Origin of the sequence: Microbacterium sp. B35-30, assembly GCF_010634855.1 — a bacterium.
Lineage (GTDB): Bacteria > Actinomycetota > Actinomycetes > Actinomycetales > Microbacteriaceae > Microbacterium.
Genome location: NZ_MWLQ01000011.1, coordinates 227,292 through 253,379, shown reverse-complemented (window position 1 = coordinate 253,379; position 26,088 = coordinate 227,292). Strand labels below are relative to the sequence as shown.

23 protein-coding genes are annotated in these 26,088 nt (G+C 70.8%); 19 read left to right on the top strand and 4 right to left on the bottom strand.

Annotated elements, in window-relative coordinates; genetic code table 11:
• Positions 1-3: 3 nt before the first annotated feature.
• A complete protein-coding gene (locus B2K11_RS05500) occupies positions 4-681 on the bottom strand; it encodes a DedA family protein (RefSeq protein ID WP_163617243.1) in 678 nt (225 codons plus the stop codon).
• Positions 682-723: 42 nt separating this feature from the next.
• Here B2K11_RS05500 and B2K11_RS05495 point away from each other — a divergent pair, with 42 nt between their 5' ends.
• The 5 genes from B2K11_RS05495 (at position 724) to holA (ending at position 8,921) form a co-directional block, all read left to right on the top strand.
• Positions 724-2,049, top strand: a complete 1,326-nt coding sequence (locus B2K11_RS05495; protein ID WP_163617242.1) for an anthranilate synthase component I family protein — start codon at positions 724-726, stop codon at positions 2,047-2,049.
• A gap of 80 nt (positions 2,050-2,129) precedes the next feature.
• Positions 2,130-4,718: a leucine--tRNA ligase gene (leuS, locus tag B2K11_RS05490; RefSeq protein ID WP_239525748.1), complete on the top strand. Its 2,589-nt coding sequence runs from the start codon at positions 2,130-2,132 to the stop codon at positions 4,716-4,718.
• 154 nt (positions 4,719-4,872) lie between these two features.
• The gene (locus B2K11_RS05485; protein ID WP_239525801.1) at positions 4,873-5,424 is read left to right on the top strand and encodes a helix-hairpin-helix domain-containing protein; all 552 of its coding nucleotides are present in this window, start codon (positions 4,873-4,875) and stop codon (positions 5,422-5,424) included.
• A 1-nt stretch (position 5,425) separates the two neighbouring features.
• A complete protein-coding gene (locus B2K11_RS05480) occupies positions 5,426-7,825 on the top strand; it encodes a ComEC/Rec2 family competence protein (protein WP_239525745.1) in 2,400 nt (799 codons plus the stop codon).
• A 58-nt stretch (positions 7,826-7,883) separates the two neighbouring features.
• Complete coding sequence (holA, locus tag B2K11_RS05475) at positions 7,884-8,921, top strand: DNA polymerase III subunit delta (protein WP_163617240.1); 1,038 nt, start codon at positions 7,884-7,886, stop codon at positions 8,919-8,921.
• A 114-nt stretch (positions 8,922-9,035) separates the two neighbouring features.
• Here the strand turns inward: holA and rpsT are convergent, their stop codons facing one another.
• Positions 9,036-9,296, bottom strand: coding sequence for a 30S ribosomal protein S20 (gene rpsT / locus B2K11_RS05470; RefSeq protein ID WP_163617239.1), 261 nt, complete (start codon positions 9,294-9,296; stop codon positions 9,036-9,038).
• Positions 9,297-9,532: 236 nt separating this feature from the next.
• Between rpsT and B2K11_RS05465 the strand changes: the two genes are divergently transcribed.
• Both B2K11_RS05465 and B2K11_RS05460 read left to right on the top strand, forming a co-directional pair.
• A complete protein-coding gene (locus B2K11_RS05465) occupies positions 9,533-10,891 on the top strand; it encodes a GH1 family beta-glucosidase (protein WP_163617238.1) in 1,359 nt (452 codons plus the stop codon).
• Positions 10,888-12,144: an MFS transporter gene (locus B2K11_RS05460; protein WP_163617237.1), complete on the top strand. Its 1,257-nt coding sequence runs from the start codon at positions 10,888-10,890 to the stop codon at positions 12,142-12,144. Before B2K11_RS05465 ends, B2K11_RS05460 begins: the two co-directional genes overlap by 4 nt.
• Here the strand turns inward: B2K11_RS05460 and B2K11_RS05455 are convergent.
• Positions 12,133-12,858 carry an alpha/beta hydrolase gene (locus B2K11_RS05455; protein ID WP_163617236.1) on the bottom strand — a complete coding sequence of 242 codons (726 nt, stop codon included), beginning with the start codon at positions 12,856-12,858 and terminating at the stop codon, positions 12,133-12,135. The genes B2K11_RS05460 and B2K11_RS05455 overlap by 12 nt on opposite strands.
• 39 nt (positions 12,859-12,897) lie before the next feature.
• On the opposite strand from B2K11_RS05455, the gene B2K11_RS05450 reads away from it, so the two are divergent.
• The 12 genes from B2K11_RS05450 (at position 12,898) to era (ending at position 25,293) form a co-directional block, all read left to right on the top strand.
• Positions 12,898-14,040, top strand: coding sequence for an aminotransferase class I/II-fold pyridoxal phosphate-dependent enzyme (locus tag B2K11_RS05450; protein ID WP_163617235.1), 1,143 nt, complete (start codon positions 12,898-12,900; stop codon positions 14,038-14,040).
• Between the two features lie 101 nt (positions 14,041-14,141).
• Positions 14,142-15,995: a translation elongation factor 4 gene (gene lepA, locus B2K11_RS05445; protein ID WP_163617234.1), complete on the top strand. Its 1,854-nt coding sequence runs from the start codon at positions 14,142-14,144 to the stop codon at positions 15,993-15,995.
• Between the two features lie 10 nt (positions 15,996-16,005).
• Positions 16,006-16,656 (top strand): DUF1990 family protein, encoded by a 651-nt coding sequence (locus tag B2K11_RS05440; RefSeq protein WP_163617233.1) that lies wholly within the window; start codon positions 16,006-16,008, stop codon positions 16,654-16,656.
• Positions 16,657-16,663: 7 nt separating this feature from the next.
• Complete coding sequence (gene hemW, locus B2K11_RS05435; protein WP_163617232.1) at positions 16,664-17,881, top strand: radical SAM family heme chaperone HemW; 1,218 nt, start codon at positions 16,664-16,666, stop codon at positions 17,879-17,881.
• Positions 17,882-18,036: 155 nt separating this feature from the next.
• On the top strand, positions 18,037-19,077 hold the full coding sequence (hrcA, locus tag B2K11_RS05430; protein ID WP_163617231.1) for a heat-inducible transcriptional repressor HrcA: 1,041 nt from the start codon (positions 18,037-18,039) through the stop codon (positions 19,075-19,077).
• Positions 19,078-19,129: 52 nt separating this feature from the next.
• Positions 19,130-20,242 carry a molecular chaperone DnaJ gene (gene dnaJ, locus B2K11_RS05425; RefSeq protein WP_163617230.1) on the top strand — a complete coding sequence of 371 codons (1,113 nt, stop codon included), beginning with the start codon at positions 19,130-19,132 and terminating at the stop codon, positions 20,240-20,242.
• Positions 20,243-20,245: 3 nt separating this feature from the next.
• Positions 20,246-20,983 (top strand): 16S rRNA (uracil(1498)-N(3))-methyltransferase, encoded by a 738-nt coding sequence (locus tag B2K11_RS05420; protein ID WP_163617229.1) that lies wholly within the window; start codon positions 20,246-20,248, stop codon positions 20,981-20,983.
• An 85-nt stretch (positions 20,984-21,068) separates the two neighbouring features.
• The gene (locus B2K11_RS05415; protein ID WP_163617228.1) at positions 21,069-21,416 is read left to right on the top strand and encodes an HIT domain-containing protein; all 348 of its coding nucleotides are present in this window, start codon (positions 21,069-21,071) and stop codon (positions 21,414-21,416) included.
• 70 nt (positions 21,417-21,486) lie between these two features.
• Positions 21,487-22,518, top strand: coding sequence for a PhoH family protein (locus B2K11_RS05410; RefSeq protein ID WP_239525799.1), 1,032 nt, complete (start codon positions 21,487-21,489; stop codon positions 22,516-22,518).
• Positions 22,515-22,985, top strand: a complete 471-nt coding sequence (ybeY, locus tag B2K11_RS05405; protein WP_163617227.1) for an rRNA maturation RNase YbeY — start codon at positions 22,515-22,517, stop codon at positions 22,983-22,985. The genes B2K11_RS05410 and ybeY overlap by 4 nt, the downstream gene beginning before the upstream one ends.
• The gene (locus B2K11_RS05400; RefSeq protein ID WP_163617226.1) at positions 22,982-24,334 is read left to right on the top strand and encodes a hemolysin family protein; all 1,353 of its coding nucleotides are present in this window, start codon (positions 22,982-22,984) and stop codon (positions 24,332-24,334) included. The genes ybeY and B2K11_RS05400 overlap by 4 nt, the downstream gene beginning before the upstream one ends.
• Complete coding sequence (gene era, locus B2K11_RS05395; RefSeq protein ID WP_204260014.1) at positions 24,331-25,293, top strand: GTPase Era; 963 nt, start codon at positions 24,331-24,333, stop codon at positions 25,291-25,293. Before B2K11_RS05400 ends, era begins: the two co-directional genes overlap by 4 nt.
• 24 nt (positions 25,294-25,317) lie before the next feature.
• Here era and B2K11_RS05390 read toward each other — a convergent pair whose 3' ends face one another.
• Complete coding sequence (locus B2K11_RS05390) at positions 25,318-25,947, bottom strand: hypothetical protein (RefSeq protein WP_163617225.1); 630 nt, start codon at positions 25,945-25,947, stop codon at positions 25,318-25,320.
• Between the last annotated feature and the right edge of the window lie 141 nt (positions 25,948-26,088).

Below are 26,088 nucleotides of genomic sequence, written 5' to 3'. Positions count from 1 at the left end.
ATCTCAGTCTTTCATGTCCGCCACCGACGCTTCGTCGGGATCGTCGTGGTCGAGATGCTTGCGCTCCGCTCGCTCGATGACCTTCTTGCTCACGAACACGAGGGCCAGGAACAGGACGATGACGCCCACGAAGATGTAGCCCGCGTAGTGCAGCCGGTCGGCCAGCTCGCGGTAGGTGCCGGCGGCGAGAGCCGCCACCGAGATGTAGAGGGCCGACCAGATCACGCACGCCGGAATCGTCCACGCGAGGAACCGCCGGTACGGATAGCCGCTCATGCCCACGGTGAGCGGCACCAGCGAATGGAGCACCGGGAGGAATCGCGAGATGAAGATCGCCGGGCCGCCGCGCCGGCGCAGATACCGTTCCGAGCGCTCCCAGTTCGCCTCGCCGATCCGGCTGCCCAGACGCGAGTGCTGGATCTTCGGGCCGAGGAAGCGGCCGAGCCAGAACCCGATGCTCTCGCCGATGAGCGCGCCGACCACGACGGCGATGCCGAGCAGGACACCTTCGAGGGGCGACGCGACCGCTGTGCCGGCGACGATCACGATCGTGTCGCCGGGCACCACGAGCCCGATCAGCACGCTCGTCTCGAGCATGATGGCGAAGCCCGCGAGAAGAGTCCTGAGCACCGGGTCGACGCTCTGGACGGCGTCGAGCAACCAAGTCAGGAACTCGTTCACGCCACGAGCCTAGAGGCCGGTGCGCCCCTCTAACCTGGGAAGATGTCGGACACCCTCGCCGCCGCGGAGGCCGCGCACTGGGCGGATCCGGCATCCGTCTTCGCCGCTCTGTTCAGCCATGAACCGCACGTCTTCTGGCTGGATGCCGGACCCGGCGCCCGCGACGGCTGGAGCTGGATGGGCACCGGCACGCCCGACGACCCCGCCCGTGCGACCGCGACCGTGTGCGCAGACCAGTCGGACGGCGACGACCCAGGACACGGCGGCGCCGCCTTCCGCGGCGGCTGGGTCGGGTGGAGCGGTTATGACGCCGCCGCCGCGCGCGCGGGCGCCCCCGCATCGCAGGATGGCGACAGCGTGCCGCAGAGCCTCTGGCTGCGCGTCGATCGCCTCGTCGCGTTCGACCATGGTGCTGAGAGCATCCACGTGTACGGAGGGCCCGACGACGTCCCGCGCGTGGTGGCCGCCATCGCCGCGGTTCCCGGGCCGCCCCTGCCGGCACCGGCCCCCGAGCACGGGCCGGCGCGCTCCCGCCACGCGCCCGGCGAGTACGCCGCGCTCATCGAACGCTGCCGCGACGCGATCCGCGAGGGCGACGCGTACCAGCTGTGCCTGACGACGCGGTTCGAGGTCGAGGCATCCGTCGATCCCGTCGAGACGTATGCGCGACTGCGCGCGGCGACGCCGGCGCACCACGGCGGCTTCGTGCGGTCGGGGCCGATCGCCCTGCTCAGCGCGAGCCCGGAGCGCTTCCTCGACGTGCGGCCCGGCCGCGACGGCGCCGGCATCGTCCGCACCCGGCCGATCAAGGGCACCCGGCCGCGCGGGGAGGATCCCGCGAGCGACGCGGCGCTGGCGGACGAGCTTCGCGCCAGCGAGAAGGAGCGCGCCGAGAACGTCATGATCGTCGACCTCATGCGCAACGACCTCTCGCGGGTGTGCCTGCCCGGCACGGTGGGCGTCGACGCGCTCCTCGAGGTGGAGTCGTACCCCGCCGTGCATCAGCTCGTGAGCACCGTGTCCGGACGCCTCGGACCAGGGACGACGGTCGGCGACCTGCTGGCGGCGACGTTCCCCGCGGGTTCCATGACGGGGGCGCCGAAGCTGTCGGCGATGACGATCCTGCACCGCCTCGAGGCGGCGCCCAGGGGAGTGTTCTCAGGGTGCTTCGGCTGGATCGGCGACGACGGCCGGCTCGACCTGGCGATGGTGATCCGGTCGATCGTCATCCGCCACGACAGCGCCTATGTCGGCGCCGGCGGCGGGATCACGTGGCGATCGGATGCCGCAGCCGAGGTCGCCGAGGTGGGTATCAAGGCGCGCGCGCCCCTTGCCGCCCTGGGTGCGTCGCTGCCGCCCGGCTGGTGAACGCGCCCTTCCGCTAACCTGGAAGACGCGCTTCGCGCGCTGCGCGCGCTTCCCGGCATCCCATGATTGGTACTTCCCTCGTGAGTCACACCGACACCCCCGTCACCTCTGCGCCCGCCGAGGGCTACGACGCGTACTCGATCCAGCAGAAGTGGCAGGCGCGCTGGGCCGAGGCCGACCCCTTCCGGGCCGGCGGTGCCGACGACACGCGTCCGCGGAAGTTCGTGCTCGGGATGTTCCCGTACCCGTCCGGCGACCTGCACATGGGGCACGCCGAGAACTACGCCTACGTCGACGTCGTGGCTCGCTTCTGGCGCCACCGCGGCTACAACGTGCTGAACCCGATCGGATGGGACTCGTTCGGCCTGCCGGCCGAGAACGCGGCGATCAAGGGCGGCGCCGGCTCCGACCCGCGCGAGTGGACGTACGCGAACATCGAGCAGCACAAGAAGAGCTTCCGCGCGTACGGCTCGTCGTACGACTGGTCGCGCATTCTGCACACCAGCGACCCCGAGTACTACCGCTGGAACCAGTGGCTGTTCCAGCGCCTGTACGAGCGCGGTCTGGCGTACCGCAAGGCGAGCCCGGTCAACTGGTGCCCGAACGACCAGACGGTGCTCGCCAACGAGCAGGTCGTCGACGGTCACTGCGAGCGCTGCGGCGCCGAGGTCGTCAAGAAGAACCTGACGCAGTGGTACTTCAAGATCACCGACTACGCCGATCGGCTACTCGACGACCTGAACCAGCTCGAGGGTTTCTGGCCGCAGAAGGTCCTCCGCATGCAGCGGAACTGGATCGGCCGCTCGGTCGGCGCCGACATCGACTTCGAGATTGAGGGCCGAGCCGACAAGGTCACCGTCTTCTCGACGCGCCCCGACACGCTGCACGGCGCGACCTTCATGGTCGTCGCCCCCGACAGCGACCTCGCCGCCGAGCTCGCCGCGGGCTCGACAGCCGAGGTGCGCATGCGCTTCCAGGACTATCTCGAGCGCGTGCAGCGCGAGACCGACATCGAGCGCCAGTCGACCGACCGCCCGAAGACGGGCGTGTTCCTCGACCGCTTCGCGATCAACCCCGTGAACGGCGATCGCCTGCCGATCTGGGCGGCCGACTATGTGCTGGCGGACTACGGCCACGGAGCCGTCATGGCCGTTCCCGCCCACGACCAGCGAGACCTCGACTTCGCCCGCGCGTTCGACCTGCCGGTCAGGGTCGTGGTCGACACGACGGCGCCGATCACCGGCGCCATCCCCGTCATCGAACTCGACGACGACGGCGTGCCGATCGATCCGGGCCCGGTCGAGACGCTGTCCGACGTCGACCCCGCCCGCACCGGGATCGCACTCACCGGAGAGGGCCGGCTGATCAACTCCGGGTCGCTGAACGGCCTGTCGAAGCGCAACGCCATCGCGCGCGTCATCGAGCAGCTCGAGGCCGCCGGCACGGGTCGTGCCGCGAAGTCGTACCGCCTGCGTGACTGGCTGATCTCGCGCCAGCGGTTCTGGGGCACGCCGATCCCGATGATCCACACGCAGGACGGCCGCATCGTCCCGGTGCCGGAGGACCAGCTCCCGCTCGAGCTGCCCGATGCGCGCGGACTGGACCTGAAGCCCCGGGGGACTTCGCCGCTGGGCGGCGCCACCGAGTGGATGAAGACGACGGATCCCGAGACCGGCGAGCCGGCACTGCGCGACCCCGACACGATGGACACGTTCGTCGACAGTTCCTGGTACTTCCTGCGCTTCCTCGCACCGAACGACCCGACGCAGGCGTTCCCGTCCGCCGAGGCCAACCGCTGGGCGCCCGTCGACTCGTACATCGGTGGCGTCGAGCACGCGATCCTGCACCTGCTGTACGCGCGCTTCATCACGAAGGTGCTGTTCGACATGGGGCTGATCGACTTCACCGAGCCGTTCACGAGCCTCGTCAACCAGGGCATGGTGCTGCTGGGTGGCTCGAAGATGTCCAAGTCGAAGGGCAACCTCGTCGAGTTCGCATCGAGCATGGTCGACCCGGGCGCCGACGCGTCGCGCGTCGCGATGGTGTTCGCCGGCCCGGTCGAGGACGACATCAATTGGGAGGATGTGTCGACCACCGGGGCTCAGAAGTTCCTGGCGCGCGCGTGGCGTGTCGCCACGGACGTGGCCAGCGACCCGGACGTGGTCTGGGCGGAGGGCGACGTGTCTCTGCGCCGTGTCACCCACCGCCTGCTGGCCGACGCCCCCGGGCTCGTCGAGCAGACGAAGTTCAACGTCGTGGTCGCGCGCCTCATGGAGCTCGTCAACGCGACGCGCAAGGTCATCGACTCGGGCGCCGGCCCGGCCGACCCCGCCGTGCGCGAGGCCGCCGAGACCACCGCGATGATCCTCGACCTGTTCGCCCCGCACCTGGCCGAGGAGATGTGGGAGATCCTCGGCTACGACGGCTTCGTCGGGCTCGTCCCGTGGCGCACCGCGGACCCGACCCTGCTGGTGGAGGAGAGCGTCACGGCGATCGTGCAGGTCGACGGCAAGGTGCGCGGCACGATCCAGGTTCCGGCCCGCATCGACGCCGCCGAGCTCGAGCGGCTCGCCCGCGCCGACGAGAAGGTCATCCGCGCGCTCGGCGACCGTGAGATCACGCGCACCGTCGTGCGGCCGCCCAAGGTCGTGAGCTTCAGCACCCACTGACCTTCCTCCCCAGGAGGGCCTCGTCCCGCGATCTCCACATCCGCGGGACTTCGCGCGCCCGCGCTGTCACCGGACTCTTAGCGTGAATCCGGTGACAGCCGGTGACCGCGACGAGCCGCCCGCTCCCGATGCCTCGTCACGGCGCCGGCTCGGCATCGGCGCCGTCGTCGTGCTCGTGATCGCGGCACTCGCCGTCACCGTCGGCATCGGCATCCTGCGCGGCGCGATGGCACCCGTCGATCAAGTCGTCGTCGACCAGACGCCCGCACCCGCCGTCACCGGCAGTGCAGACCTCTACGTGCACGTGTCGGGTGCGGTGCGCAGTCCCGGGCTGTACGTGCTTCCGGCGGGCGCCCGCGTGGTGGATGCGGTCGCCGCTGCGGGCGGCTTCGCCGAAGAAGCGGACCGGAACGCCGTCAACCTGGCCCGCACGCTCGACGACGGCGAGCAGCTGCCGGTGCCGCGGACGGGCGAGGCACCGCCCGCCGGTGCAGTCGCCCCCGCGCCCGCTGCCGGTCTGGTCGACCTCAACTCGGCGGATGCGACGCAGCTCGAGACGCTGCCGCGCATCGGCCCCGCCCTCGCCGAGCGCATCATCGCGTGGCGCGACGACAACGGCGGCTTCACGAGTGTCGAAGACCTCCTCGCGGTGCCGGGCATCGGCGACACGATGCTGGAGTCCCTCCGCGACCTCGTGACGGTGTGACGTGCCGCGCGCCGCTGCACTGAGACTCCTGCCCGTCGCGGCCGCGTGCTGGGCGGTAGCGGGTGCGGCGGTCGTCGCGCCCGGGGCGTCGCCCTGGATCGCCCTGGCGCTGTGGGCCGTCGCGGCGCTGTGCACCCTCGCGGTCCTTCGCGCAAGTGGGCGGCCGACGTCACGCGTCCGCGTTCGGGCCGCTGCGGGGCGGTTGCCGGGGAGATTCCGGATGCCGCGCGACGCGGTGCGCCGTGCGCTCGTGGTCGCAGTGCTCGCCGCCGCCGCCGCAGCCGCGTCCGCGTCCCACGTCGCCTGGGCGCAGCCCGCGCGGGCGAGTATCGCGGATCTCGCGCTCGACGGGGGACGGGCGGTGGAGGTGCGGGCGGAAGTGGTCGGCAAGGTCGAGCGCCGTGCCGACGGGACTCTGGCGTTCGATGCCCGCGCCTCACGCTTCAGCACCGGCAACGAGGGGCCGGCGGCGGACGTCGAGGTCGGCGTGCGCGTCGCGATGGACGACGTCGACCGCCTCGCTCGCCTCGACGTCGGCGCGGTCGTGCAGATCCGCGGCACCGCGAGGCCGGCGCGCGCCGGTGAGCGCGCCGTCGTGGTGCTCTGGGCGTCCCGGGGCGTCGACGTCGTCCACGCCGCCGAGGGTGGGGCCGCGGCAGCGGCGGAGCTGCGGCGCGGGCTCGTGCGCGCCGTGGGAGGCCTTCCCGGCGAGGGGGCAGGTCTCGTGCCGGGACTGGCGGTCGGCGACACGTCGATCGTGTCACCGACGCTCGACACGGCGATGCAGGAGGCATCGCTCTCGCACCTCACTGCCGTGTCGGGCGCCAATTGCGCGCTCGTCGTCGGCATCGCGTTCGCCCTCGCGGCCGCGCTCGGCGCCTCGCGCGGGCTGCGCGTGGCCGCTGGACTCGCGGCGCTCGTCGGGTTCGTGGTGCTCGTCACCCCGGAGCCGAGCGTGGTGCGGGCCGCTGCCATGGCAGCCATCGCGATGCTCGCGGTGCTCCTCGGTCGGGCCGGGGTGGGGATCGCACTCCTGGCGACGGCCGTGACGGTGCTGCTGATCCTCGACCCCTGGCTCGCCGCGTCGCTCGGCTTCGCACTCTCGGTCGCCGCGACCGCATCCCTCCTGCTGTGCGCCCGGCCGCTCGCGGCGGGACTTGCCCGGGCGGTGCCCCGCCCGCTCGCGCTCGCACTGGCCGTGCCGCTCGCCGCCCAGCTCGCCTGCGGGCCACTCCTGATCCTCATCGAGCCCACCGTCCCGGTGTACGGCGTCCTCGCGAACCTCCTCGCCGGTCCGGCGGCGCCGGCGGCGACCGTGATCGGACTCGCCGCGTGCCTCAGCGCGCCCCTGCCCTGGCTGCAGTCCGGTCTGGCGGCGCTCGCGTGGGTCCCTGCGTCGTGGATCGCCGCGACCGCCACGACGGCGGCGCAGCTCCCGGGGGACGCCTTGCCCTGGCTGGAAGGGTGGCCGGGCGCCGTGGCGCTGGCAGTCCTGGGGCTCGCCATCGGCTTCGTCATCGTGCTGCGAAGCGGCGGGACGCGGGGGCAGAGGCTCGTGCGTGCGGCATCCGTGTCACTCGTGTCGGTGGTCGTGGGTGCGGCGCTCGGCACGGGGGCGCTCACGTCCATCGCGGGCCGCTGGACGCTGCCGGCCGACTGGTCGGTGCTCGCGTGCGACGTTGGCCAAGGAGACGCCGTGCTGCTCCGCTCGGCCGGTGCCGTCGCGCTCGTCGACACCGGCCCGGCCCCCGAGCCGCTCGCCGGCTGCCTCTCCCGCGCCGGGATCGAGCGCATCGACCTGCTGGTGCTCACCCACTACGACCTCGACCACATCGGCGGGCTCGCCGCCGTGCGCGGCCGTGTCGGCACCGTGCTGCACGGTCGGGGCGATGCCGACGCGAGGGCGCAGATCGCGTCGCTTACGGCGCAGGGGGCAGAGGCGACCGAGGCGTCGGCGGGGCTCACCGGTTCCCTCGGCACGGCGCGCTGGCGTGTGCTCTGGCCGAAGCCCGGCAGTCGCGCCTTCCCGGAAGGCAACGACGCCAGTGTCGTCCTCGACGTGCGCGGCGGGGGCATCCCGCCCACATTGATGCTCGGCGACCTGTCGGCATCGCCGCAGCGCGTGCTGACGGCATCCGGCGCCCTCGCACCGCCGTACGCGGTCGTCAAAGTGGCTCATCACGGCAGTGCCGATCAGGATGCCGAGCTGTACGTCGCCGCGCAGCCGACGGTGGCGCTCCTCACAGTCGGGATCGACAACGACTACGACCATCCGCGACAGGAGACGCTCACGATTCTCGAGGGCCTGCGCGCGCGGACCGTACGCACCGACAAGGACGGCGCGATCGCGCTCTGGGCCTCCGGGGAGGCGGTTGCGATCTGGCGCGAGCGCGGCGGCTGACCCCCGGTCCTCGGCGGGCGGCGCGGCCGCCGTCGGTGGTCGTCGGTAGGCTGGGGGAATGGCTTCCCCTGCGCGCCGAGCACCCGCGAAGGCGGCGCGCAGCGCCATTCCCCAGCTGTCGTGGCGGGCGCCCCAGCCCGCGCCGATCGTCCTGGTCTCCGGTCCCGAAGAGGTCTGCGCCGAGCGCGCGATCGCCGGGGTGCGGGACTACCTGCGCGCGGAGGACCCGGCGCTCGAGGTGTCCGACATCCGCGCCGACGACTACGCCGCCGGAACGCTCCTCGGGGTCACGTCGCCGTCGCTGTTCGGCGAGGCACGCCTCGTGCGCGTGAGCGGGGTCGAGAAGTGCTCCGACACGTTCCTGGCAGAGGCGCTCTCGTACCTCTCGGTGCCGCAGGACGGCGCCACCGTCGTGCTCCGCCACACCGGCGCCAGCGTCCGCGGCAAGAAGCTGCTCGACGCGATCCGCGCGGGGGAGGGCTCCGGCGTCGAGATCGCGTGCCCTGCCGTCAAACGCGATTCCGACCGGTTCGACTTCGCCGCGGGGGAGTTCCAGGCCGCCAAGAAGCGCATCGCACCCACCGCGCTGCGCGCTCTCGTCTCCGCGTTCGCCGACGACCTCACCGAGCTCGCGGCAGCCTGCCAGCAGCTGATCGCCGACGTGCCCGGCGACATCACCGACCAGATCGTCGAGCGCTACTACGGCGGCCGCGTCGAGACGTCGGCGTTCACCGTCGCCGACACGGCGATCGCCGGCCGCTACGGCGAGGCGCTCATCGCGCTCCGCCACGCGCTCGCGTCGGGGGCAGACCCCGTTCCGCTGGTGGCGGCGGTCGCGATGAAGCTGCGCACCATGGCGCGGGTGGCGGGCAACCGCGAGCCCTCGGCGGCCCTCGCCGCCCGGCTGGGTATGAAGGACTGGCAGGTCGATCGCGCCCGGCGCGACCTGATGGGGTGGAACGAAGAGAGCCTGGGCCGCGCCATCCAGGCGACGGCACGGGCGGATGCCGAGGTCAAGGGCGGCTCTCGGGATGCCGTCTTCGCCCTTGAGCGCATGATCACGGTCATCGCGACACGCGCCCCGTACGGCGCCTGAGCACGGCGCACATGCGAAAGGCCCGCCCCTGACGGGACGGGCCTTTTCGACGGATGCTCACCGGGCGATCTCGCGGCCGGCGGCGACCTCACGGTCGCAGAGCGTGTCGAAGTCTCAGAGCGCGGAGACCTGCTTGGCGATGGCCGACTTGCGGTTCGCCGCCTGGTTCTTGTGGATGACGCCCTTGCTGACGGCCTTGTCGAGCTTCTTGGACGCCGTGCCCAGAGCCTTCTCAGCGGCGGCCTTGTCGCCCGCAGCGATCGCCTCGCGGGTGCGACGGACGTGCGTCTTCAGCTCGCTCTTGACGGCCTTGTTGCGCTCGCGCGCCTTCTCGTTGGTCTTGTTGCGCTTGATCTGCGACTTGATGTTCGCCACGTGTCGACGTTCTTTCGTTCGAAGGGAATCGGATGGATGTGCCGGTCAGCGAGAGAGGGGCGCTTCGCGACGGTCGTGAGGGCGAACCCACACGCAAGCCAAACAAGGATTCTATCAGGTCGGTCGACGTGCGGTTGACCGACGCCGTGCGCACACCGCATCCCCCTCATGATGCATGATCTAGGCGTGGCCGCGCGCGTCGCCCGAGGCCTGCGCCCCTGACGAAGGAGTCCACCGTGCCGCAGCATCCGTCCGTCGACCTCGCCCCATTCCCGCCGGGCTTCCGCTGGTCGACGGCGACGGCCGCTTTCCAGGTGGAGGGCTCACGCACCGCGGACGGACGGGGTCGATCGATCTGGGACGACTTCGTCGATGCTCCCGGCGCCGTCCACGGAGCGGCGACGGCCGACCCCGGCCCGGACAGCTACCGGCGCCACCGCGAAGACGTCGCCCTGCTCGCGGGGCTTGGCGCCGACCGCTACCGTTTCTCGATCTCGTGGGTGCGCGTGCAGCCCGAACCGGGCGGCCCCGTCCTCCACGCGGGACTCGACTACTACCGCCGCCTCGCCGACGATCTCCTCGACGCCGGCATCACGCCGTTCGCGACGCTGTACCACTGGGACCTGCCGAGCGTGCTGGAAGGGGGTGGTGGCTGGCTGGAGCGTGACACGGCGCAGCGCTTCGGCGAGTACGCGGCGATCGTGGCCGATGCGCTGGGCGACCGCATCCGTCACTGGTACACGCTCAACGAGCCCGTCTCGACCTCGCTGCAGGGCTATGCCGTCGGCACGCTGGCGCCGGGCCGTCAGCTGCTGTTCGGCTCGCTGCCGACGGTGCACCATCAGCTGCTCGCCCACGGCCTGGCGCAGCGGGCGCTGCGGGCCGCCGGCGCTGAAGAGGTCGGCATCGTCAACAACCACACGCTGGTACTCCCTGCGAGCGGGACGGATGCCGACCTCACCGCCGCCGCGATCTACGACGTGCTGCACAACCGCCTCTTCGCCGAGCCCGTGCTCACCGGGGCGTACCCCGACCTGGACGCGTTCGGCATCCCGCCGATGCCGGTCGAGGATGGCGATCTCGAGCTCATCTCGACGCCGGGGGACTTTTACGGCATCAACTTCTACAACCCGACGACGGTGGCGGCCGCAGCCGGGGGCAGCCCCGTTCCCTTCGAGATCGTCCCCACGCCGGGCGCGCCCGTCACCGGGTTCGGACCGGAGTGGCCGATCGTGCCGACGGCGCTCACGGAGCTTCTCCTGGACTTCCGCGAACGCTACGGAGAGCACCTTCCTCCGCTGGTGATCGGCGAGAACGGCGCCTCGTTCCCCGAGCCGGAGCACGTCGACGGCCCTGTCGACGATGCCGAACGCGTCGCGTACCTGGCGGGCCACATCGGTGCCGTCGGCGCCGCCGTCCGCGCGGGTGTCGATGTCCGCGAGTACACGGTGTGGTCGCTGCTGGACAACTTCGAGTGGGCGGACGGGTGGTCACAGCGCTTCGGGCTGGTGCACGTCGACTTCGACACGGCGCAGCGCACGCCGAAAGCCTCGTTCGACTGGTACCGCACGCTCATCGCCGAGGCGCGCTCGTGAGCGCGCGGCAGCCCGGCAAGGTCGGCGCGAGCTGGTTCACGCTCTTCACCCTGGCCTGGCTCGCGATCTGGACGGTCCAGCTGACGCCCTTGCAACTGCTCATACCCCTGCAGCTCGATACACCGGATGACGCCGCCGGATGGGTTTCGGGCGTCGTCTCTTCCGGACTCGTCCTCGCGATCGGCGGTGTCGCCGGTGTCATCGCCGCGCCGCTCGCGGGCGGTCTCTCCGACCGCACCCGCGGGCGATGGGGGCGCCGGCGCCCCTGGGCGCTCGGCGGTGTCTGGCTCGGCACGGCGTCGCTGACGGCGATCGCCTTCGCCTCCGGCCCGTGGGGAGTGGGGCTCGCGTGGGTCGGCGTCTCGGTGGGCGTCGCCGTCGCGTCCGCGGCCTTCACGGCGCTCATCGCCGACCAGCTGACGACGCAGCGCGGTACGGCATCCGCTGCCGTTTCCTCGTCGCAGGCCCTCGGCATCGTGGTCGGGGTGGGGGTCATCGTGCTGCTGGAGCTCGGCGTCGTCGTCGGCTACCTCGCGTTGGCCGGCTTCCTCGCCGTCGTGGGCACCGTCGCGGCCCTGCTCCTTCCGGACCCGCCCGCGCGCGCGGAGGTGGCCGTGGCGCGGGAGCCGAGGACGATCCGAGAGCGCCTCGCCGCCCTCCGCGACCGCGACTTCGCCTGGCTGCTCGCGGGCCGTCTCACCGTCAACATCGGCAACGCGCTGGGCACGGGTCTGCTGCTCTTCTTCCTGCTCTACGGGCTGCATCGGGATGCCGCGACCGCCGAGGACGAGCTGCTGCTGCTGATCCTCGTCTACACGCTCTTCGTGGTCGCGTCGTCCATCGTGTCGGGCCGGATCTCGGATCGCACCGGACGTCGACTGCCGTTCGTGGTGTGGCCCGCCGTGATCCAGGGCCTCGCCTCGATCATCCTCGTGGTCGCTCCCTCGCTCACCTCGGCGATGATCGCTGCCGCCCTGCTGGGCGTCGGGTACGGGGCGTACATGTCGGTGAGTCTCGCCCTCGGCACCGACCTGCTGCCGCGCGCGGAGGACCATGCCCGGGATCTCGGGTTCGTGAACGTGTCGGCGAGCCTGGGACAGCTCATCGGGCCGCTCCTCGGCGCGGGGCTCGTGGCGCTCGTGGGCGGGTTCTGGCTGCTCTTCCTCGTGGGAGGCATCCTGTCGATCATCGGCGGCTTCATGGCGTACGCGATCCGCGTCCGCGATCGCGATCGCACGACGTCAGCCGTCTGAGGCCTCGAGGGTCGCCAGCGCCACCTCGAGCAGCACGTTGAACGCCCGCGGGCGCATCACGGTGACGTGGTGGGTGGTGCGTGGGACCACGACGAGTTCGGCGTGCTGCGCGATGCGCATGAAGAGCTTCTCGTTCACCCGGAGCTGGTCGTACTGCCCGTTGACGAACCATAGCGGCACGTCGATGCGGTGAAGGGCGGCGAGCAGATCCAGCACCGAGAGGCTGCGCAGCGCGATGTCCTGCGCATCCAGTGCGTAGCCGCCGGCGCCGAAGTCGGCGCGGGTCTCATCGGGCAGGATGCGATCGAGCATGCGATTCGTCAGCCACATCCCCCGGTCGGGCAGTGAGTCGAATCCGCGCGTGAGCACGCGATAGGCGGCGAGTCCCACACCCCGCGGTATCGCGGTGCAGGATGCCGCGACGAAGCCCGTGACGGGCGGCGGATCCTCTGCACCCGCGTACTCGATGCACAGCAGACCGCCCATCGAGTGCCCGACGAGGAGGACCGGTCCGCGCTCGGCGGCGGCGCGCACCGCCTCGTCGATCGTCGCCATGGCCGATTCGAGGGTGAAGTCCTCGGCCATCCGGGATCCGTGGCCCGGCAGGTCGACGGCCGTCACCGGCGTGCCGCGCGCGTTCAGATACTCGACCTGGGCGCGCCACATCGTGGCGGACGTCCGGATGCCGTGGACGAGCACGACCTGCACCACCATGACGACAGGCTAGCTGTGGGCGCCGCTTAGCATGGCGGCATGCCCGAGATCGCTCCGCACATCGCGCACATGCCGGGCTCGGGTGTGCGCCACATCCTCGAGCGTGCCCTGCGCCGGCCCGGAACGATCATCCTGGCGGTCGGCGAGCCGGGCGAGGTCGCATCATCGCGGATCCGGGATGCCGCGGCCGACGCGTGGCGCGAAGGGGCGATCCGCTACACGCCCAACGGCGGCACGCCCGCGCTGCGGGAGGCGATCCGCGCGAAGCTGGCACGCGAGAACGGCCTGGACGTCGACATCGAGCAGATCTGGGTGACGGTCGGCGCCACGCAGGCGCTGCACCTCGCAATGGCGCTCACGCTGTCACGCGGCGACGAGGTGCTCGTTCCCGACCCGGGCTACACGACGTTCACCATGAACGCCCACCTGCTCCAAGCCGTCCCCGTGCCGTACCCGCTGCGCCCTGCGCGCGATTTCCAGCCGGATCTCGCGGAGCTCGACTCCCTCGTGACGCCGCGCACGCGCTCGCTGATCGTGAACACACCGTCCAACCCGCTCGGCTCCACCTTCGACCGCTCGACTCTGGGCGAGCTCCTCGCCCTGGCCCGACGGCACGACCTGTGGCTCATCAGCGACGAGGTGTACGAGCGGTTCACCTGGGGAGCCCCTCACGTGAGCCCTGCGACGCTCGATCCCGACGGGCGCGTGCTGTCGGTGTTCTCGCTGTCCAAGACCTACGCGATGACCGGCGCCCGCGTGGGCTGGCTGGTGACGCCGCCCGGCTGGCGCCAGACGATGCTGCGGGTGCAGGAGTCCGTCGTCAGCTGCGTCGACGAGCCGTCGCAACGGGCGGCGGCGGAGGCGCTCACCGGCGACCAGGCCGCCGTGGCGCGCAGCGCGGCGCACTACCGCGAGAACCTGGCCGCCGCCACCGCCGCCCTCTCCGCGCGTGGACTCCGCTACCTCACCCCCACCGGCGCGTTCTACCTGTGGATCGACGTCTCGCACGTCTCGGGAGGCGACGTCAAGGCGTGGTGCGAGCGATTCCTCGACGAAGAGGGCGTCGCCGTCGCGCCGGGGAGCGCCTTCGGCGCCTCGGGGGAGGGCTGGATCCGCGTGTGCGTGGCGAGTGACCGCGCCCAACTGCTCGAAGGGCTGAGCCGCCTTCCCGCACCCGTGTGACGGTCGCGGCCGTCCGGGGGGATGCGGAATCGCCGCCGTCGCACCCCGAACCTGCCGACTCGCAGGGTCGAGGCATCCCGCACCCGTACAATCGTCTGGACATGTCACCCCGCGCCCTGAAGCCTCTCGAGCCCTCTGCCACGCCGCCCGAGCTGATCCGCAACTTCTGCATCATCGCCCACATCGACCACGGCAAGTCGACGTTGGCCGACCGCATGCTGCAGATCACCGGCGTCGTCTCCGACCGCGACATGCGCGCGCAGTACCTCGACCGCATGGACATCGAGCGCGAGCGAGGCATCACGATCAAGTCGCAGGCGGTGCGGATGCCGTGGACGACCGGTGACCAGACCTTCGCGCTGAACATGATCGACACGCCCGGGCACGTCGACTTCACGTACGAGGTCTCGCGGTCGCTCGCCGCGTGCGAGGGCGCGATCCTGCTGGTCGACGCGGCTCAGGGCATCGAGGCCCAGACGCTCGCGAACCTGTACCTGGCCCTCGAGAACGACCTGCAGATCATCCCGGTCCTCAACAAGATCGATCTCCCCGCCGCCGATCCCGAGAAGTACGCGAAGGAGCTCGCCGGGCTGATCGGCGGGCGCCCCGAGGACGTGCTCCGGGTCAGCGGCAAGACCGGCATGGGCGTCGAGGACCTCCTCGACCACGTCGTCGCGCAGATCCCGGCGCCAAAGGGTGATCCGGATGCGCCCTCCCGCGCCATGATCTTCGACTCGGTGTACGACTCCTACCGCGGCGTCATCACGTATGTCCGCATGGTCGACGGCACCCTCAACCCGCGTGAGCGTATCCAGATGATGTCGACACGGGCGATCCACGAACTGCTCGAGATCGGGGTCTCGTCGCCCGAGCCGACACCGACGCGGGGACTGGGCGTCGGTGAGGTGGGCTACCTCATCACCGGCGTGAAGGATGTGCGCCAGTCGAAGGTCGGTGACACCGTCACAAACGCCGGCAAGCCGTCGAAGGACGCGCTGCCCGGCTACACCGACCCGAAGCCGATGGTCTTCTCGGGTCTGTATCCGATCGACGGCAGCGACTACCCGGTGCTGCGTGAGGCGCTCGACAAGCTGAAGCTGTCTGATGCCTCGCTCAACTACGAGCCCGAGACTTCGGTCGCTCTCGGCTTCGGGTTCCGCTGCGGCTTCCTGGGCCTGCTTCATCTCGAGATCGTGACCGAGCGCCTCGAGCGCGAGTTCGGTCTCGACCTCATCTCGACCGCGCCGTCGGTGACCTACGAGGTGGTGACCGACGACAGGAAGAGCTTCACCGTCACGAACCCCAGCGAGTTCCCCTCCGGCACCAAGATCGCCAGCGTGACGGAGCCGATGGTCAAGGCCGCGATCCTCGCGCCCAAGGACTATGTCGGCACGATCATGGAGCTCTGCCAGTCCCGGCGAGGCACGCTGCTCGGCATGGAGTACCTCGGCGAGGACCGCGTCGAGATCCGCTACAGCATGCCCCTCGGCGAGATCGTCTTCGACTTCTTCGACCATCTGAAGTCGAAGACCGCGGGGTACGCCTCGCTGGACTACGAGCCCAGCGGCGATCAGGAGGCCGACCTCGTGAAGGTCGACATCCTGCTGCAGGGCGAGCCGGTGGATGCGTTCAGCGCCATCGTCCATCGCGACAAGGCATACGCCTACGGCGTGCTGATGACCGAGCGGCTCAAGAAGCTCATCCCACGACAGCAGTTCGAGGTTCCGATCCAGGCCGCGATCGGGGCGCGCATCATCGCCCGCGAGTCGATCCGGGCAATGCGCAAAGACGTCCTCGCCAAGTGTTACGGCGGCGACATCAGCCGCAAGCGCAAGCTTCTCGAGAAGCAGAAGGAGGGCAAGAAGCGCATGAAGATGGTCGGTCGCGTGGAGGTCCCCCAGGAGGCGTTCATCGCCGCGCTGTCGGGCGACACCGAGAAAAAGGACGGCAAGTAGGCTGGTCGTCATGCGTCGAGGGAACTTCCGGGACGACACGGTCGACTACGCCGCTGTCGGGGCGACGCAGGCGCCCGATCTCATGCACTATCCGCCGGAGCGCAGCATCCCGGCCGAGCAGTCGTGGCGCATCGGCAGCGGCGAAGCCCGTTTCCACGCTGCCGGCGAGGCGCTGCTGTCGTGGACGGCGCAACGCGGCGCCGGGCTGGACGTCACCGACGTGCGCCCCGCGTCCGGCCCGATGTACTCCGGCGTGAGCTTCGACGCCGAGGGCAACCCGGTCGCTCCCAGCCGCACCGAGGCTGAGCAGCGTTTCGACGCAGACGGCACGCCGTACGTCAGTGCCGGCACGACCATCAAGGTCGACGGCCGGGTGAAGGGCCTGCGCGCCGACGCCGAGCTGCGCGTCATCTTCGCCGTGGAGGAGCCGCGCCGCATCGGCTTCGCCCTCGGCACGGTGAGCGATTCGGTCGTCAGCGGCGAGGAGTCCTTCATGCTCGACTGGTACGACAACGACGAGGTGTGGTTCACCGTGCGCGCCTTCGACGCACCCCGTGCGGTGCTCTACCGCGTGCTGCCCGGGCTGACCAAGCGCCGTCGGCGGGAGCTGTTCACGCGCTACCTGCGCGCCATCTCGCCGCTGTACACGACGCCCGCGTGACTCGCTGATGGGCGCGGCTCTTCCGCTCGGCGAGCCCGTTCCCGCGGACGGCTCGCTGCCGGCGGGCGCCCGCGTCGATCCCTCGACCGATTTCGGCGTGTACCTGCACGTGCCGTTCTGCCGCGTGCGCTGCGGTTACTGCGACTTCAACACCTACACCTCGTCGGAGCTGCGCGGCGCCCGCCAGGATCAGTACGCCGACACTCTCCTGCGCGAGGTGGACCTCGCGGCGGCGGTGCTCGAGCGGGCGGGCGGCAATCGCCCGGCCACGACGGTGTTCTTCGGCGGCGGCACGCCGACGCTGCTGCCACCGGGCGATCTCGCGCGCATGCTCGGCGGCGTGCGCGACAGTTTCGGAGTCGTAGAGGGGGCAGAGGTGACGGTCGAGGCCAATCCCGACACCGTCTCACCGGCCGTCGCGGCCGAGCTCGCGGCATCCGGTGTCACCCGGCTCTCGATCGGCATGCAGTCGGCCGTCCCGCACGTCCTCGCGGCACTCGATCGCACCCACGACCCCGAGAACGTCCGCACCGCGGTGTCGGCGGCACGCGATGCCGGCCTCGACGTGAGCGTCGACCTGATCTACGGCGCCCCCGGCGAGTCCATCGACGACTGGCGGGCCTCGCTCGAGGCCGCGATCGCCCTGGAGCCCGACCACATCTCGGCCTACGCGCTCATCATCGAGGACGGTACGAAGCTCGCCCGCCAGATCCGCCGCGGAGAAGTCGCAGCCCCGGACGACGACCTGCAGGCCGACATGTACGAGCTCGCCGACGACCTGCTCGCAGGCGGCGGATTCGACTGGTACGAGGTGTCGAACTGGGCCCGAGACACCGGGCACCGCTCGCGGCACAACCTCGCGTACTGGCTCGGTTCGGACTGGTGGGGCTTCGGTCCAGGAGCCCACAGCCACATCGGGGGAGTGCGGTTCTGGAACGTCAAGCACCCCGCGGCGTACGCACAGCGGCTCGCGGCGGGCGAGTCGCCCGCCGCCGGACGGGAGAGCCCGGATGCCGAGGCCCGCACGCTCGAGAGTGTGCTGCTGCGCACGCGGGTCCGTGAGGGGCTGCCCGTCTCCGAACTGCAGGGCGAAGGCCGGCACGCGGTCGCCGCGCTCATCGCGGACGGTCTCATCGACGGCCCGACTGCCCTGCGGGGACACGTCGTGCTGACCCGGCGGGGACGCCTGCTGGCCGACGCCGTCGTCCGCGCGCTCACCGAGTGACGACACCACGTTGCCGCACGGCACCATCCGCTGCGGCGCGCCCCCACCGCACACGGCGTCGTTCGGCGATCCTGGCAGGGGCATCGGATAGAATTGGCACTCGAGTCATGCGAGTGCCAGGCGCCCTGGTGCCGACAGCAGCGTGAGGAGGCGGGATGGTCAGCGAGCGAGGTCTGCAGGTGCTGCGGGCGATCGTCCAGGACTACGTCGACACGCGTGAGCCGGTCGGCAGCAAGACGATCGTCGAGCGGCACGCGTTCGGCGTGTCCGCCGCGACCATCCGCAACGACATGGCGCTGCTCGAAGACGAAGAGCTCATCGTCGCGCCGCACACGTCTTCGGGACGCGTCCCGACCGACAAGGGCTACCGCGTCTTCGTGGACCACCTCGCCGAGATCCGCCCGCTCTCCTCGGCCCAGCGCTCGGCCATCGCCTCGTTCCTGGACGGCTCGGGCGACCTCGACGACGTGCTCGTGCGCACGGTGCGGGCACTGACCCAACTCACCGGCCAGGTCGCGATCGTCCAGTACCCGTCGTTCGCACGCGCCAACGTCACCCACGTGGAGCTGGTGCAGCTCGGCGGCGGACGGATGCTGGTGATCGTCGTCACCGACACCGGTCGCGTGTCGCAGCGCCTGACGTTCGTCGGCGAGGACTTCGACGACACCGACCTCGCGCACATCCGCGCCCGCCTCGGCACGCTGCTGGTCGGCCGGCCGGTCCGCGAGGGGCTCCAGCGCATCGCGGAGCGGCTCGAGGTGCCCGATGCCCAGGCGCCCGCGCACGAGCAGGCGACGGACGAGATCATCCGCGCGGTCGCCGAAGAGCTCGAGGAGTTCCGCCAGGACAAGCTGGTGATGGCAGGCAGCGCCAACCTCGCACGCAGCGAATCCGACTTCCGCGGCAGCATCTACCCCCTCCTCGAGGCGATCGAGGAGCAGGTGACCCTCCTGCGACTGATGGGAGAGATGGTGGCCGACGAGCAGGGCCTCGCCGCGAGCATCGGCCGTGAGAACGAGGCGTTCGGCCTGGGCGAGGCATCCGTCGTCGCCAGTGACTACGACGCGACCGGATCGCTCGCCCGCGTCGGCGTGCTCGGGCCGACGCGCATGGACTACCCCACCAACCTCGCGACGGTCCGTGCCGTCGCGCGCTACCTCACGCGCATGCTCGAGCAGGACGACAACTCCCGCTGACGCGGACGCGCATCATCGATTCCGCGGCCTCGCCGCGGCAGGAAAGGCGAAAGTGGCTGACCACTACGAGGTCCTCGGCGTCTCACGCGACGCCACCACCGACGAGATCAAGAAGGCGTACCGCAAGCTCGCCCGGCAGCTGCACCCGGACGTGAACCCCGGAGAAGACGCTTCCGAGCGATTCAAGCTCGTGACGCACGCCTACGACGTGCTGAGTGATCCGGATCAGCGGGCACGGTACGACATGGGCGGCAACGACTCGCCGTTCGGCGGCGCCGGCGGCTTCGGCGGCTTCAACGACATCTTCGAGACCTTCTTCGGTTCGGCCGGCGGCGGCCGCGGCGGCCGTCCCCGGTCGCGGCGGGAGCGCGGGCAGGACGCCCTGGTGCGCGTGACGCTCGAGCTCGGCGACGTGGTGTTCGGCACGCACCGGGACATCGACGTCGACACCGCGGTGCTCTGCGAGACCTGTCAGGGCTCGTGCTGCCAGCCCGGGACCAGCCCCGTGACCTGCGACATCTGCCACGGCACCGGCAACGTGCAGCGTCAGGTGCGGAGCCTCCTCGGCAACGTCGTCACGACGCAGCCGTGCAACGTCTGCCAGGGCTACGGCACCACGATTCCCTACCCCTGCGCGACCTGCCAGGGCCAGGGCCGCGTGCGCGCACGCCGCACCGTGTCGCTCGACATCCCCGCCGGCGTCGAGACCGGACTGCGGCTGCAGCTTCCCGGCTCGGGTGAGGTCGGCCCCGCCGGCGGCCCCAACGGCGACCTCTACATCGAGGTCACCGTCTCGCCGCACGAGGTGTTCAGCCGCGACGGCGACGACCTGCTGGCGACGCTCGAGGTGTCGATGCCCGACGCGATCCTCGGAACGACGACGACGATCGAGTCGCTCGACGGCCCGGTCGACCTCGAGGTGCGCCCGGGCGTGCAGGCGGGCGACATCCTGACGATCAAGGGCCGCGGCATCACGCCGCTGCGCGGATCCCAGCGCGGCGACCTCCGCGTCGGCGTGCACGTCGTGACGCCGACGCGGCTCGACCACAAGGAGCGTGCCCTCATCGAGGAGTTCGCCAAGCGGACCAAGGCACCGGCCCCGCGGCTCTCGGAGTTTCACCAGGGTCTGTTCGCCAAGCTGCGCGACCGGTTCCGGAACGCCTGACCGGTGGCCCTGCACTTCCTCCTCGACGAGCCGGCCACCGCCGCGCCGGGCGATGCGGTGATCCTCCAGGGCTCGGAGGCGCACCACGCCTCGAGCGTGCGGCGGGTCCGCGCCGGCGAGGAGGTGACCGTCGGCGACGGCCGGGGCGCCTGGCTCACCGGCGTGGTGGAGTCGGTCGCACCTCGCGAGGTCGTGGTGAGGATCACCGCGCGGACGGATGCCCCGCAGCCGAGCCCGCGCGTCCTGCTCGTGCAGGCACTCGCCAAGGGCGATCGCGACGAACTGGCGGTCCAGGCGGCGACGGAGCTCGGCGTCGATGAGATCGTGCCGTGGCAGGCGTCACGCAGCGTCTCGCGGTGGGACGCCGCGAAGGCGGTGAAGGGCCGGACGCGGTGGACGACCATCGTGCGCGAGGCGGCGAAGCAGGCCCACCGCCCCTGGGTGCCGGGCGTGGCGGAGCTGACGTCGACGGCCGGGCTCGTGCAGCGGGCGGCGGCATCCCGTCTCCTCATCCTCGAACCCACGGCGACCGAGCGGCTCAGCGCCCTCGCGGTCGAGCACGGAGACGACCGCGATGTCGTGCTGGTCGTCGGACCAGAAGGCGGCATCGCGCCCGAAGAGCTCGACGCTCTCGCCGCCGCCGGCGCGCGGCTCGTGCGTCTCGGCGACACCGTGCTGCGCACATCGACCGCCGGCCCTGCGGCCCTCGCGGTCGTCAGCACCGCCCTCGGCCGCTGGTGAGCGGTTCGACGGCTCGACCCCGGTACCTGAGCCCGTCACCCCGGTCCCTGAGCCAGTCGAAGGGCCCCGTCGGTAGACTTGCGGCATGAGCGAGCCGTCGATCTTCACGCGCATCCGCAACGGAGAGATCCCGTCCGAGATCATCGCGGAGACCGAGAACGCCTTCGCGATCCGCGACATCGCCCCGCAGGCGCCACTGCACCTGCTGGTGATCCCCAAGACCGAGGAGTACCGGAACGTCGTCGAGCTCGCGGCCGGTGATCCCGAGCTGATGGCCGAACTCGTCGGCCTGGCGAACACCCTCGCGGCGGAGCAATCCGACGGAGACTTCCGCCTCGTGTTCAACACCGGCCCGAACGCGGGCCAGACCGTCTTCCACGTGCACGCCCATGTGCTCGCGGGAGGCCTCGAAGAGAAGAGTGTCGGTGCCTGATCAAGACGGTCATGAATCCGTGAGCGACGACGGCAGCACGATCGAGCGCATCTACGCGGACGGCGTCGCGATGGTACAGCTGCTCGGTCCCCAGGATCGTCTGCTGCGGGTCGTCGAACGGGAGCACCCCGGTGTCGATGTGCACGTGCGCGGCAACGAGATCACGCTCACCGGTGAGCGCGGCGCCGTCGCAGCGGCACGGACGCTCGTCGACGAGCTGCTCGCAATGACGAAGGCCGGGCACGCGCTCGGCGAGGAGGACGTCGCCTCGTCGAACCGCATCCTCCGCACGGAAGGCGGGCCGAGGCCGTCGGAGGTGCTGGGCGAGGCGATCCTGTCGTCACGCGGTCGCGTCATCCGCCCCAAGACCCTCGGGCAGAAGGCGTACGTCGACGCGATCGAGGAGAGCACCATCGTGTTCGGCATCGGTCCCGCCGGCACCGGCAAGACCTACCTGGCGATGGCGAAGGCCGTGCAGGCACTCCAGCGCAAGGAGGTCAGTCGCATCATCCTGACCCGGCCCGCCGTCGAGGCGGGGGAGCGGCTGGGGTTCCTGCCCGGCACGCTCACCGACAAGATCGACCCGTATCTGCGGCCGCTCTACGACGCGCTCAACGAGATGATGGACCCCGAGCTCGTGCCCAAGCTTATGGCCACCGGCACCATCGAGGTCGCACCGCTGGCGTACATGCGCGGACGCACGCTGAACGACTCCTTCGTCGTGCTCGACGAGGCGCAGAACACCACGCCCGAGCAGATGAAGATGTTCCTCACCCGGCTGGGCTTCGGCACCCGCATGGTCGTCACCGGCGACATCACGCAGGTCGACCTGCCCCAGGGGGCGTCGGGTCTCCGCCTGGTGACCCGGGTGCTGGACAACATCGACGACATCCACTTCGCCTACCTGACCAGCGACGACGTGGTCCGCCACACGCTCGTGGGGCGGATCGTCGACGCCTACAGCGTGTACGACGAGCACCGCCTCGCCGCTCGCCGCGAGCGGGACGAGGCCGCCGAGTTCGCGAACCGCGCGGAGCGACGTGCCGCCGCGCCCCGCAGCAGCGGACCCCGTGACCACCTTCCGAAGCGAGGACGCTCATGACCATCGAGATCGGCAACGAATCCGGTATCGCCGTCGACGAGACCGTCCTGCTGCGGCTCATGGAGCACAACTTCGCCGAGCTCCATGTGAGCCCCGACGCCGACGTCGCGATCCTGCTCGTCGACGAGGGGGCGATGGAGGCACTCCACGTGCAGTGGATGGACGAGCCGGGCCCGACCGACGTGCTGAGCTTCCCGATGGACGAGCTTCGTCCGGGCACCGAGGACGCACCCACGCCGCCCGGGCTGCTCGGTGACATCGTGCTGTGCCCCCAGGTCGCTGAGACGCAGGCCGTGGCGGCCAAGCACTCGACGCTCGACGAGCTGATCCTCCTCACCACGCACGGCCTCCTCCACCTCCTCGGCTTCGACCATGCCGAGCCCGAGGAGGAGCGGGAGATGTTCGGACTGCAGCGCGAGCTCATCACCTCGTTCCAGGCATCCGAGCGTCGACGACCCCGCACATGACCGCTGCGCTCCTCCTGATCGCGGCGGCGCTGCTGCTCGCGTTCGGCGCCCTGATGGTCGCGATCGACGCCGCGCTCAGCGTGACCTCGCGCGCAGACCTCGCCGAGCTCGGCGCGGGTGACCGCAACGCGGAGGCGCTGCGCAGGATCGCGGCCGATCCCGACGCCCACGCCAACGCGGTGATCTTCATCCGCGTCCTCGCAGAGACCACCGCGGCCGTGCTCGTGACGGTCGCGTTCACCGACCTCTTCAACAACATCTGGTGGGCGATGCTCGCCGCCGCGGTGCTGATGACGGGCGTGTCGTACGTCGTCGTGGGCGCGAGCCCGCGCACCCTGGGCCGACTGCATGCCAAGGCCCTGCTGCGGGGCGCGGCGCCCGTCATCCGCGGCGTGAGGATCATCCTCGGTCCACTCGCGCACGGCCTCGTCGCCCTCGGCACCCGCATCACGCCGGGTGGTTCGCGCGGGTCGTCGTTCGCGTCCGAGGAGCAGCTGCTCAGCATCATCGACGAAGCCGCGGAGAACGAGCTCATCGAGCAGGACGACCGTGAGCTCATCCACTCGGTGTTCGACTTCACCGACACCTTCGTGCGCGCCGTCATGGTGCCGCGCACCGACATGGTGACCGTGGACGCGTCCACGTCGACCCGGGAGGCGATGAAGGTGTTCCTCGAGAAGGGCGTGTCACGCGTGCCCATCGTCGACGACGACGCCGATGACGTGGTCGGGGTGCTGTATCTCAAGGACCTCGTGCAGTTCGGCTTCCGCGACGAGACGGGGTGGCGGGATGCCCCGATCAAGCGCATCGCACGACCTGCCGTGTTCGTTCCAGAGTCGATGAAGGCCGAGACGCTGCTGCAGCAGATGAAGCGCGACGCGGTGCACGTCTGCCTCGTGGTCGACGAGTACGGCGGCGTGTCGGGGCTCGTCACGCTCGAAGACCTCATCGAGGAGCTCGTCGGCGAGATCTCGGACGAGTACGACCCACGCGCCGAGGAGGTCACCGAGCTCGAGCCCGGTCACTACCGCGTGAGCGCGCGCCTCGGCCTCGACGAGGTCGGCGATCTGTTCGGCCTCGAACTGGAGGACGAGGACGTCGACTCGATCGGCGGCCTCCTCGGCAAGGCTCTCGGTCGAGTGCCCCAGCCGGGCGCGACGGCCGAGTATGCGGGCCTGGTCCTCACCGGCGGCGCATCCCGTGGACGCGGCCGCGGCATCTCCACGGTGTTCGTCGAACGCGGCGACCCGGCCCTCGACCCTCCCGGCCGGCCCCGCACCGGCGAGATCCGCATCACGAGTCCTCGCACCGGCGAGATCCGCCTGCCCAAGAAGGAAGACACCCCATGACCGAGAACGACGCCACGCCGGCCGTCGAGCCAGCCGCTGTCCCGGGGTCGACCCCCGAACCCGGGTCCGTCGCTGGGCGTTCCGGCTTCGTCACCTTCGTCGGCCGCCCGAACGTGGGCAAGTCCACGCTCACGAACGCCCTCGTCGGCGAGAAGGTGGCGATCACCAGCGACAAGCCGCAGACGACGCGGCGCGCCATCCGGGGCATCGTGAACCGCCCCGGTGGTCAGCTGGTGATCGTCGACACGCCGGGCCTCCACAAGCCTCGCACCCTGCTCGGACAGCGCCTCAACGACCTCGTCGAGCAGGTGCTGGGCGATGTCGACGTGATCGGCTTCTGCGTGCCGGCCACAGAGAAGGTCGGTCCCGGCGACCGTCGCATCGCCGAGTCGCTGAGCGGGTACGGCCGGGCGAAGAAGGTCGCGATTGTCACCAAGACGGATGCCGCGACTCGCGACGAGATCACCGAGAGGCTGATCGAGGTGGACCAGCTGCGCGAGGACTGGGCCGCCGTCATTCCGCTCTCGGCCCTCACCCGTGATCAGCTCGACGTGCTGACCGACGAGCTGCTCGTCCTCATGCCGAAGGGCCCGGCGCTCTACCCGGACGGCGTCGTCACCGACGAGTCGACCGAGGACCGCATCGCCGAGATCATCCGTGAGGCGGCGCTCGAGGGCGTGCGGGATGAGCTGCCGCACTCCATCGCCGTCACGATCGAGGACATCTCCGAGCGTGACACGGGGTCGATGACCGACATCTATGCGAACCTCATCGTCGAGCGCGACAGTCAGAAGGCGATCATCATCGGCCACAAGGGCTCACGCCTGCGCGACGTCGGAGCGCGTGCTCGCGCGCAGATCGAGCCGCTGGTGGGAACGAAGGTCTTCCTGAAGCTGCACGTTCGCGTCGCGAAGGAATGGCAGCGCGACCCGAAGCAGCTGGGCCGCCTCGGCTTCTGACGCTGCGTCCGCGGGCGCTGCGGCTCAGCCGCCGGTCGGCGTGATCGCCGACCGGATGATGACCGTTTCTTCGCCGTACTCCGCGTCCGCGGCATCCTGCCAGCTGCCGTCGTCCCAGACGACGTCGACCCAGAGCCACCCGTCCTGCGGGTACGAACTCAGGTAGGCGTCGCCGAGGCGATCGGGAAGCTCCTCCTGGATCGCGGCGAGCTCGGACTCGTCGCCGGCCCCCGGTTTGCCGCCCGTCGGATCCTCGGGCCGGATCGGGTCGTACAGCGCGAGCAGGATGGGGTCCTCGGTGACGGTGAACGTCGTGCCGTCGTACGTGCCGCGGACCGCGTACGCGCCCCAGGTCACCTCGTCCGACGACTCCGCGCCCTCGACGCCGTCCCACGTCCAGCCGTCGAGCGGGATCCCGGTGCACTGCGGAGGGTACGACTCCGCCACCGGCCCCAGGCAGAGCTCGGCATCGCCCGACGCATCCAGCACGGTGCCGATGGCAGACACCTCGCCCGCCGGCGGAACGGGGGTGACGGTGCCCAGTGGCGGCGACGCGGGCGTGCTGCCCGGATTCTCGCTCGCGCAGGATGCGACGACGAGGGGGACGAACACGGCGATGGCGGCGATGCCGAGCAGACGGCGCAGACCTCTCATACCCTCATGGTGTCGCAACGGCCTCGATCGTCTCAGAGGCGGATGCCGCGGCATCCGCGTTCCAGCGGTTCGCGCTGCGCGCGGAACCGGGTGTAGCCTGGTGCCATGCGCTTCGGCCGGCTTCTCCTTCTTAGCCGCCGC